This window comes from Streptomyces scabichelini (assembly GCF_011045015.1).
GTDB lineage: Bacteria > Actinomycetota > Actinomycetes > Streptomycetales > Streptomycetaceae > Streptomyces > Streptomyces scabichelini.
In genome coordinates, this window is record NZ_JAAKZY010000313.1 from 1 (window position 1) to 9,651 (window position 9,651).

At 69.5% G+C, this 9,651-nt stretch carries 9 protein-coding genes; 4 read left to right on the forward strand and 5 right to left on the reverse strand.

Annotation, left to right across the window (positions count from 1 at the left end; all coding sequences use genetic code 11):
• Positions 1-134 precede the first annotated feature (134 nt).
• The 4 genes from G5C60_RS47290 (at position 135) to G5C60_RS47305 (ending at position 3,223) form a co-directional block, all read left to right on the forward strand.
• Complete coding sequence (locus G5C60_RS47290) at positions 135-428, forward strand: DUF503 domain-containing protein (protein WP_165269920.1); 294 nt, start codon at positions 135-137, stop codon at positions 426-428.
• Positions 429-503: 75 nt separating this feature from the next.
• On the forward strand, positions 504-986 hold the full coding sequence (rbfA, locus tag G5C60_RS47295) for a 30S ribosome-binding factor RbfA (RefSeq protein WP_165269922.1): 483 nt from the start codon (positions 504-506) through the stop codon (positions 984-986).
• On the forward strand, positions 983-1,888 hold the full coding sequence (gene truB / locus G5C60_RS47300; protein ID WP_165269924.1) for a tRNA pseudouridine(55) synthase TruB: 906 nt from the start codon (positions 983-985) through the stop codon (positions 1,886-1,888). The genes rbfA and truB overlap by 4 nt, the downstream gene beginning before the upstream one ends.
• Before the next feature lie 372 nt (positions 1,889-2,260).
• Positions 2,261-3,223 (forward strand): bifunctional riboflavin kinase/FAD synthetase, encoded by a 963-nt coding sequence (locus G5C60_RS47305; RefSeq protein WP_165269926.1) that lies wholly within the window; start codon positions 2,261-2,263, stop codon positions 3,221-3,223.
• Between the two features lie 108 nt (positions 3,224-3,331).
• Here the strand turns inward: G5C60_RS47305 and G5C60_RS47310 are convergent, their stop codons facing one another.
• From G5C60_RS47310 to G5C60_RS47330, 5 genes are read right to left on the reverse strand one after another with little or no spacing between them, the layout of a single operon-like run.
• Positions 3,332-4,348, reverse strand: a complete 1,017-nt coding sequence (locus tag G5C60_RS47310; RefSeq protein ID WP_165269928.1) for an oligopeptide/dipeptide ABC transporter ATP-binding protein — start codon at positions 4,346-4,348, stop codon at positions 3,332-3,334.
• Entirely contained in the window at positions 4,345-5,418 is a 1,074-nt protein-coding gene (locus G5C60_RS47315) for an ABC transporter ATP-binding protein (protein ID WP_165269930.1), read from the reverse strand. The genes G5C60_RS47310 and G5C60_RS47315 overlap by 4 nt, the downstream gene beginning before the upstream one ends.
• The gene (locus tag G5C60_RS47320) at positions 5,415-6,386 is read right to left on the reverse strand and encodes an ABC transporter permease (RefSeq protein WP_165269932.1); all 972 of its coding nucleotides are present in this window, start codon (positions 6,384-6,386) and stop codon (positions 5,415-5,417) included. Before G5C60_RS47320 ends, G5C60_RS47315 begins: the two co-directional genes overlap by 4 nt.
• Positions 6,383-7,450, reverse strand: a complete 1,068-nt coding sequence (locus G5C60_RS47325; protein ID WP_165269934.1) for an ABC transporter permease — start codon at positions 7,448-7,450, stop codon at positions 6,383-6,385. The genes G5C60_RS47320 and G5C60_RS47325 overlap by 4 nt, the downstream gene beginning before the upstream one ends.
• 14 nt (positions 7,451-7,464) lie before the next feature.
• Positions 7,465-9,393, reverse strand: coding sequence for an ABC transporter substrate-binding protein (locus tag G5C60_RS47330; RefSeq protein ID WP_165269936.1), 1,929 nt, complete (start codon positions 9,391-9,393; stop codon positions 7,465-7,467).
• Between the last annotated feature and the right edge of the window lie 258 nt (positions 9,394-9,651).

Sequence of the window (9,651 nt, forward strand, 5' to 3'; positions counted from 1 at the left end):
GATGGGAACGGGTAGGGGCGGCGGGGGCGAAAACCCCCTCGAACCGCACCGGCCCACCGTTGTACCGTTCTCGACGTCCCTGCCAAGAGCTTGGCGGGTCATCTACCCCGTACCGGCGGGACATCCGGACACACATGTACGTGGGGACTCTGTCCTTCGATCTCCTTCTCGGCGACGTACGGTCGCTGAAGGAGAAGCGTTCCGTCGTGCGGCCGATCGTGGCGGATCTCCAGCGCAAATTCGCGGTGAGCGCGGCGGAAGTCGGCGACCAGGATCTGTACCGGAGGGCCGAGATCGGTCTTGCGATGGTCTCGGGGGACGCGGGGCATCTGACGGAGGTACTGGACCGGTGCGAGCGCATGGTCGCCGGCCGGCCGGAGGTGGAGCTGCTGTCCGTACGACGGCGGTTGCACGGCGACGACGACTGACCATGCACGACGACGGTCCGTGCACGCGGAACACGCGGAACACGCTGAACAGGCAAGAAAGAGGGAGACGGACCAGTGGCCGACAACGCGCGGGCGAAGAGGCTGGCGGACCTCATCCGAGAGGTGGTGGCCCAGAAGCTGCAGCGCGGGATCAAGGACCCGCGGCTCGGTTCCCACGTCACCATCACGGACACCCGGGTCACCGGGGATCTGCGGGAGGCGACCGTCTTCTACACGGTGTACGGGGACGACGAGGAGCGGGCGGCCGCGGCTGCCGGCCTGGAGAGCGCCAAGGGCGTGCTCCGCTCGGCGGTCGGGGCGGCGGCGGGCGTGAAGTTCACGCCGACCCTGAGCTTCGTGGCGGATGCCCTGCCCGACACCGCCAAGACCATCGAGGACCTGCTCGACAAGGCACGGGCCTCGGACGCGAAGGTGCGCGAGGTCTCGGCCGGCGCCGCCTTCGCCGGTGAGCCCGACCCGTACAAGAAGCCGGGCTCCGACGACGAGTCGGACGAGACCGTCGAGACTGTCGAGACGGACGGCGACGCCTCGGAATGACGCAGAAGAACCGGACGCCCGACGGCCTTGTCATCGTCGACAAACCGTCGGGCTTCACTTCGCACGACGTGGTCGCCAAGATGCGCGGCATCGCGAAGACCCGCCGCGTCGGACACGCGGGCACCCTCGACCCCATGGCGACGGGCGTGCTCGTCCTCGGCGTCGAGAAGGCGACCAAGCTGCTCGGGCACCTCGCGCTGACGGAGAAGGAGTACCTCGGCACGATCCGGCTCGGGCAGACGTCCGTCACCGATGACGCCGAAGGGGAGATCACTGCCTCCACGGACGCCTCGGGCGTCACCCGGCAAGGCATCGACGCCGGGATCGCCAAGCTGACCGGCGCCATCATGCAGGTGCCGTCCAAGGTCAGCGCCATCAAGATCGACGGCGTGCGCTCGTACAAGCGGGCCCGTGAGGGCGAGGACTTCGAGATCCCGGCCCGCCCGGTGACGGTCTCCTCCTTCTCCGTGTACGACGTTCGCGACGCCGTCGCCGAGGACGGTACGCCCGTACTGGACCTGATCGTCTCGGTGGTCTGCTCGTCGGGGACGTACATCCGGGCGCTGGCCCGCGACCTCGGTGCCGGCCTGGGCGTGGGCGGCCATCTGACGGCGCTGCGCCGCACCCGCGTCGGTCCCTACAAGATCGACGCCGCCCGCACGCTCGACCAGCTCCAGGAGGAGCTGACCGTGATGCCCATGGCGGAGGCGGCCGCGGCCGCCTTCCCGCGCTGGGACGTGGACGCGAAGAGGGCACGGCTGCTGACGAACGGCGTCCGGCTGGAGATGCCGGAGGAGTACGCGGGGATCGGTGCCGTCGGGGTGTTCGATCCCGAGGGGCGGTTTCTCGCGCTGGTGGAGGAGCACAAGGGCAAGGCGAAGAGCCTTGCCGTATTCGGCTGATCTTCGGCCGATCGAGGGGCTTCGTCGTGGAGCGGCGCTCACGGGGATTCCTGTGTACGCCGCTCCACGGTCCCCCCTCCCTTGGGGTCTGTCCATCCGTCATGGTCGACTCACCAGGCAGGGGAGGCGCTCGGAGTGAACCGGGGGAGCGGAAGGGGGCTCGTTCGGCTGATGATCTGTCCTCCCGCTGTCCTCCCGGCTTTCGGCCCGCTTCCCGGCCCGGCCCGCGCGTGCGCCCCGTCACAGCCCCCATGCCCGATGCGAGCCGAGCGCGTGCGGCATGGCACCCTTAGACCTGCGTATGAGAGACCTGCGTATGAGGCAATCGGTACGCAGCCAATACGGACACGGTTTCGACGAGGAGCGGTCACAGTGCAGCGCTGGCGTGGCTTGGAGGACATCCCCCAGGACTGGGGGCGCAGCGTCGTCACCATCGGCTCGTACGACGGCGTCCACCGCGGGCACCAGCTGATCATCCGGCATGCCGTGGAACGGGCGCGTGAGCTGGGCGTTCCGTCCGTTGTCGTGACGTTCGACCCGCACCCGAGCGAGGTCGTCCGCCCCGGCAGCCACCCGCCCCTGCTCGCCCCGCACCACCGCCGTGCCGAGCTGATGGCGGAGCTGGGTGTCGACGCCGTCCTCATCCTGCCGTTCACCACCGAGTTCTCGAAGCTCACGCCCGCCGACTTCGTCGTCAAGGTCCTGGTCGACAAGCTGCACGCCAAGGCCGTCGTCGAGGGCCCCAACTTCCGCTTCGGCCACAAGGCCGCCGGAAACGTGACGTTTCTGGCCGAGCAGGGCAAGACGTACGACTTCGAGGTCGAGGTCGTCGACCTGTACGTGACCGGCGCGGCCGGGGGCGGCGAGCCTTTCTCCTCCACGATGACAAGGCGGCTCGTCGCCGAGGGCGATGTCGAGGGCGCGCGCGAGATCCTGGGCCGCCCGCACCGCGTCGAGGGCGTCGTCGTACGCGGCGCCCAGCGTGGCCGTGAGCTGGGCTTCCCGACCGCCAACGTCGAGACCCTCCCGCACACCGCGATTCCCGCCGACGGCGTCTACGCCGGCTGGCTGCACGCGCAGGGCGAGGCCATGCCCGCCGCGATCTCCATCGGCACGAACCCGCAGTTCGAGGGCACGGAGCGGACCGTCGAGGCGTACGCCATCGACCGCGTCGGCCTTGACCTGTACGGCCTGCATGTCTCCGTCGACTTCCTGGCCTTCGTCCGCGGTCAGGCCAAGTTCGACTCCCTCGAGGGGCTGCTGGAGACGATGGCGGAGGACGTGAAGCGCTGTCGGGAGCTTGTCGAGGCGTATGAGGGGGAGCAGGGGGAGTAGGCGGCTGTACGTCAGCGCTCCGCTGGAAGGACGGTCATGAACCCGCGGGCCGGTGGGGGCTGGTCGCGCCCACGCGGCGGAGCCGCATATGGACACAGCCCCGCGCCCCTACGGGGCGCGATGTCGCACGGCCTGTGCCCAGTGGCATGCCACCTGGGCCTCGCCGCCGCCGGCCAGCACCGGCAGGTCCTGTCCGTGGCAGGCGTCCGCGACTCCGGTGCGTTCGGCCTCGCCGCTCGCGAGGATCTGGCAGCGGGCGTGGAAGCGGCAGCCGGAGGGGATGCGGGACGGGTCCGGGGGTTCGCCGGTGAGGACCACGGGGGCGCCGGGTGCCTCGGGCAGGACGGACAAGAGGGCCTGGGTGTAGGGGTGTCGCGGTGCCGTCAGAACCTGCTCCACCTCTCCCGTCTCAACGATCCGGCCCAGGTACATCACCGCGACCCGGTCGGCGATGTTCCACGCGAGCCCCAGATCGTGCGTCACCACCAGGGCGGACAGGCCGAGTTCGGTGCGCAGTCGCAGCAGGAGGGCCAGGATCTCGCCGCGTACGGAGGCGTCGAGGGAGGCCACCGGCTCGTCCGCGACGATGAGTTCAGGCTCCAGGACGAGCGCGCCCGCGATGACGACGCGCTGGCGCTGGCCGCCGGAGAGTTCGTGCGGGTAGCGGAGGAAGAAACGCTCGGGGGGACGCAGTCCGGCCTGGGAGAGGGCCTCCGCGACGGCTGCTCGCTCGTCACCCGCGTACCCGTGGATACGCAGGCCTTCCGCCACCGCCTCGTACACCGTGTGCCGAGGGTTGAGCGAACCGCTCGGATCCTGGAGGACCAGCTGAACGCGCCTGCGGTACGCCTTGAGGGCCCGCGAGGAGTAGCCGAGGGGCTTGCCCGCGAAGGTGACCCGGCCCGCTGTCGGCCGGACGAGACCGAGCAACGAGCGCGCCAGCGTTGTCTTCCCGCACCCGGATTCACCGACCAGCGCGACGATTTCACCGGGCCGGATGTCGAGATCGACACCGTCGACGGCACGGGCCTGCGCTGCGCCGTGACGTCCGGGGAAGGTGACGTGCAGACCTTCGGCGCTGAGGAGGGGCGACGCGGAGGGTGTGGGAGCGGTGGTGCTCGTCATGGCGTACTGCTCCTCGCTTCTCCGACGGCTTCCTCCCGGGGAGCCGTGCCTACCGGGTCCGGTGTACCCGCCGGATCCGCTGCACTCGCCGGGTCCGCTGTACCTGCCGGGTCCGCTGTCCTGACGGACGTGTGGACGCAGGCCGCCCACCGCTCCGGCCCCGCATCCCGCAACGGCTGGTCCTCGGTGGCGCAGACGTCCAGTGCCACCGGGCACCGTGGATGGAACGTACAGCCGGAGGGCAGGGCGGCAGGGTCCGGTGGGTCGCCCGGCAGGCCGCGGGGCGCGAAGCGCGAGGCGGGGTCGCCGATGCGGGGGAATGCCGCCGACAGGGCCTGGGCGTACGGGTGCCGGGCGTGCTCGTAGATCTGCCGGGCCGGGCCCTCCTCGACCACTCGGCCCGCGTACATCACCGCGAGCCGGTCGCAGGTGTCGGACAGGACCGCGAGGTCGTGGCTGATCATGATCAGGCCCAGGTCCTGTTCGGTGACGAGCTGTTCGATCAGGCGGAGGATCTGCGCCTGGATCATCACGTCGAGGGCCGTGGTCGGTTCGTCGGCGATGATGAGGTGCGGGTCGCAGGCCAGGGCCATGGCGATCATGACGCGCTGGCGCTGGCCGCCCGACAGCTCGTGCGGGTACGCGGACGCGCGCGCCGCCGGGAGGCCCACATGCTCCAGGAGTTCGCCCGCCTTCTTGCGGGCGCCCGCGGGCGTCGCCTTCTTGTGCAGCAGGATGGGCTCGGCGATCTGGTCGCCGACGCGGTGCACGGCGTTGAGGGAGTGCATCGCGCCCTGGAAGACGATCGAGGCACCGGCCCAGCGGACCGCCCGTACACGCCCCCACTTCATGCTCAGCACGTCCTCGCCGTCCAGGAGGATCTCCCCGGACACCCGGGTCCCGGCCGGCAGCAGCCGCAGCAGCGCGAGCGCCAGCGTCGACTTGCCGCAGCCCGACTCGCCCGCGAGGCCGAGCTTCTGGCCCGCGTCCACGGTGAGGTTCACCCCGCGCACGGCGGCTGCCCCACCCGCGTACGTCACTTCGAGGTCGCGTACCTCCAGGAGCCTCAACGGGCCACCCCCAGCCTGGGGTTGAGAACGGACTCGACCGCGCGCCCACAGAGCGTGAACGCGAGGGCGACGACGGCGATCGCGATGCCCGGCGGCACGAGATACCACCACTTGCCGGAACTGACCGCACCCGCCTCCCGCGCGTCCTGGAGCAGCCCGCCCCAGGAGACCACCGTCGGATCGCCGAGACCGAGGAACGCGAGCGTCGCCTCGGCGAGGATCGCGGTGGAGATGATCAGCGTCGTCTGGGCCAGCACCAGCGGCATGACGTTCGGCAGGACGTGACGGGACATGATGTGCCGGTGGCCGCCACCGAGCGCCTTGGCGCGTTCGATGTACGGCCGCGACTCCACGGCGAGGGTCTGCGCGCGCACCAGCCGGGCGGTGGTCGGCCAGGTCGTGACGCCGATCGCCAGGATGATCGTGCTGAGCGAGCGGGACATCACGGTGGCGAGCACGATCGCGAGCACCAGCGTCGGCATGACCAGGAACCAGTCCGTGATCCGCATCAGCACGGTCGCGTACCAGCCCCGGAAGTGCCCGGCGGTGATCCCGATGAGCGCCCCGATCGCCGCCGACAGCACGGCCGCGAGCAGCCCCACGAGCAGCGAGACCCGCGAGCCCCACACCACCAGGCCGAGCAGACTGCGCCCGAACTGGTCGGTGCCCAACGGGAATTCGGTGCTCGGGCGCTCCAGCGGCCCGCCCGGCGCGTCCGTCACACTCTGCACGTCGGAGCCGATGGTCAGCGGCGCGGTCAGCGCGATCAGTGCGAAGAGCACGAGGGCGGCCAGACCGAAGAGACCGGCCCGGTGCGTGCGGTACTGCTTCCAGAAGTGGGCCGCGGAGTGCCGGCGCCGCTGCCACGCGAGGGCGCGCGGACTCGCCTTGGCGGCCTGGTTCCGGTTCCGGTCCTGGTCCTGGTCCTGGTCCTGGTCCTGGTCCTGAGGAGTCGCTTCGGTCGTCATCGGCCCACCCGGGGGTCGAGCATCGGATAGATCAGATCGGCCAGCGTGTTCATCACGATCACCGCCGCGGCGAAGACGAAGAACAGCCCCTGGACCAGTGGGAGATCGGGCACGCTCAGCGCCTGGTAGAAGAGTCCGCCGAGGCCCGGCCAGGAGAAGACGGTCTCGACGAGGATCACGCCCGCGACGGTCCGCCCGAGGTTGACGAAGATCAGCGTCACGGTCGGCAGCATCGCGTTCGGCACGGCATGGCGACGGCGTACGAGATCGTCCCGGAGCCCCTTGGCCCGCGCCGTCGTCAGATAGGCGCTGCCCATCTCGTCCAGCAGCGCGGACCGCGTGACGAGCAGGGTCTGCCCGTACTCCACCGCGACCAGCGTGATCACCGGCAGGACGAGGTGGTGGGCGACATCGAGGACGTACGCGAAGCCCTCCTCGCTGCCCGACTCCATGCCGCCGGTCGGGAAGAGACCGGGAATCGGGCCCATGCCCACCGAGAAGACGATGATGAGCAGCAGCCCCAGCCAGAACGACGGAATCGAGTAGAGCGTCAGCGCAAGACCGGTGTTGAGCCGGTCGCCGAGCCCGCCGTTGCGCCAGGCGGACCGTGTGCCGAGGAAGATGCCGAGCGCCGTGTAGAGGATGAACGCCGTCCCGGTGAGCAGCAGGGTGTTCGGCAGCGCCTCGGTGATCTTGTCGATGACCGGCGCGTTGAACTGGTACGACGTGCCGAGATCGCCGGTGAGCGCCTTGCCGCAGTACTCCGTGAACTGCTGCCACAGCGGCAGATCGAGCCCGAACTCCCGCCGGTACGTGGCGAGTTGCTCGGCCGACACCTGACGGCCGCCCGTCATGTACCTCACCGGGTCGCCGGGGATCAGGCGGAACAGGAAGAAACTGGTGACGAGGACGGCGAGCAGCGAGACGGCAGCGCCGCCCACCTTGCCCGCCACATACCGCAGATACGCGGTCCTGGTGCGCGCCCGTGGCCCGCGGACCGACGGCCGGGCCTCCACCGGGCCGTCGGTCTTCTCGACCAGCGAGGGTGTCGCTTCAGCGGTCATGAACTCAGCCGCGGCTATTCGCGCTCGTCGGCGGTCGCGCGGCGGCGCATCCCGAAGAACGCACCGACGCCCGCCAGGACGACGACGCCCGCGACGATGCCGATGATGACGCCCGTCGAGCTGGACTCGTCGGAGGCCACTTCGGCGGCGACAGGTGCCGCCGACCACCAGCTCCAGTAGCCGTCCTGGCCGTAGATGTTGCCCGCGTCCGCCGGCATCGTCGTGATCGACTTGATCTGGTCGGTGCGATAGGCCTCGACCGCGTTCGGGTACGCCATGACGTTCATGTACCCGGTGTCGTACAGCCGCGACTCCATCTGCTTGACGATGTCCGCCCGTTTGGCGGCGTCGTACTCGGCGAGCTGCTTCTCGTACAGCTCGTCGTACTGCTTGTCGCAGATGAAGTTGTCGGTCGCGCCGGTGTCCTTGGGGGTGGCCGGGAGCGCCGCGCAGGTGTGGATGGACAGGACGAAGTCCGGGTCGGGGTTGACGGACCAGCCGTCGAAGGCGAGGTCGTACTCGCCGGCGAGCCAGGGATCGGTCACGTTGTCCAGGCAGTTGAGGGTCACGCTGATGCCGAGGTCGCCCCACCACTCCTGGAGGTACTTGCCGACGGCCTTGTCCTGGGGGTCCGTCGCGTGGCAGAGGACGCGGTAGTTGATCGGCTTGCCGTCCTTGCCGACGCGCTTGCCGTCACCGTTCTTCTTGTAGCCCGCCTGGTCGAGGAGCTGGTTCGCCCTGTCCGGGTCGTACGACAGTTTCTGACCGTCCGTCGGTTTCCAGTGGTACGTCGAGAAGCGCGGCGGGATGTAGCCCTCGCCCTCGACCGCGTGGCCCTGGAAGACCTTGTCGATGATGGTCTTGCGGTCCACGGCCATGAAGAGGGCCTGGCGCACCTTCTGGTCGAGCAGCGACTCATGGCCGTCGCCGAACTTCTCGCCGTTCTTGGCCCGCGCGCCCGGGTTGGTCGCGAGCGCGTAGAAACGGCGGCCGGGGGCATCGTTGACCTTGATGTTCTCCTCACCCTCGAGAGACGCGGCCTGGGCCGGCGTCAGGGCGGGAGCACCCGCGACGAAGGAGACCTCGCCCTTGCGCAGGGCGGCGACGGCGGCGTCCTGGTCCTTGTAGTACCTGAAGAGCAGCTCGTCGAACTTCGGGGCGCCGCGCCAGAAGGACTTGTTGGCCTTCAGCCGTACGAAGCTGTCGGCCGCGTAGTCGGTGACGACGAAAGGCCCGTTGCCGACGACGGGGAAGGTCTTGTCGTTGTTGAACTTCGAGAAGTCGTCGACGTTCTCCCACACGTGCTTCGGCACGATCGGCACGTCGAGCGCGGCCATCGTGGCCTGCGGCTTCTTCAGCTGGATGACGAGTTTGGTCGGGCTGGGGGCGGTGACTTTCTCGAAGTTCGTGACGAAGCTGCCGTTCGCGGTGGCCGCGCCGTCGTCGGTCATCATCTTGTTGAACGTCCACGCCGCGTCCTCGGCGGTGGCCTGCTTGCCGTCCGACCACTTGGAGTTGTCCCGGATCGTGTAGGTCCAGGTGAGCTTGTCGGCGGACGGCTCCCACTTGGTGGCCAGGCCCGGGATCGCGTGGTTGTCCTTCGGGTCGTAGTTGGTCAGGTACTCGTACATGAGCCGGTGAATGCTCGTACTGACCAGCCGCGTCGCCAGGAAGGGGCTCAGCGAGTCGACGCTCTGCGCCACCGCGATGGTGAGGACGTCCTTGCCGTCCTTGGCCTTGGCCTTGGCCTGGGCCGGGTGGGGCGCCGGGTTGAGGGGAGTGGTGAGACCGGCTGTGAGGGTGAGGGCGGCGGTGGCTGCGGCCGCGAGGAGACGGAGGGAGCGGACGGGACGTACGGGACGGACGGGTGTGCGCGTGGTGCGCTGCTGGGTGCCGGTCGGTGGGCTCGGACGCCCCCTGCCGTACTGGTTGTGTGTGTCCATGGGTCGCTGACCTCGCGTCATCACCGGAGTTGATGTGCGTGTCTATCAGCGGCGCTCTGCGTGCGTCAACGGCAGGTGAACCCCATGTGGCCTGCGGAAATAACGAGTTGACGCGGATTTCGCGCTCATTGGTCCAGACCGGTGAAGGGTGCCTGGTGGAAGCGTGGCGGTACGAATCGGGGCTGGTGTGACGGTGTTTCAGGGGTGGCGACGGGGGCGAGTGTCCGGTCGTACGGGGAAGGGCCCGCGCCGTTGGGG

What these genes read in the sequence shown, in the direction of transcription:
- G5C60_RS47290 (WP_165269920.1), top strand. Translation starts at nt 135, where the DNA reads ATGTACGTGGGGACTCTGTCCTTCGATCTCCTTCTCGGCGACGTACGG.
- truB (WP_165269924.1), top strand. Translation starts at nt 983, where the DNA reads ATGACGCAGAAGAACCGGACGCCCGACGGCCTTGTCATCGTCGACAAA.
- G5C60_RS47310 (WP_165269928.1), bottom strand. Translation starts at nt 4,348, where the DNA reads ATGACGAGCACCACCGCTCCCACACCCTCCGCGTCGCCCCTCCTCAGC.
- G5C60_RS47320 (WP_165269932.1), bottom strand. Translation starts at nt 6,386, where the DNA reads ATGACGACCGAAGCGACTCCTCAGGACCAGGACCAGGACCAGGACCAG.
- G5C60_RS47325 (WP_165269934.1), bottom strand. Translation starts at nt 7,450, where the DNA reads ATGACCGCTGAAGCGACACCCTCGCTGGTCGAGAAGACCGACGGCCCG.
- G5C60_RS47330 (WP_165269936.1), bottom strand. Translation starts at nt 9,393, where the DNA reads ATGGACACACACAACCAGTACGGCAGGGGGCGTCCGAGCCCACCGACC.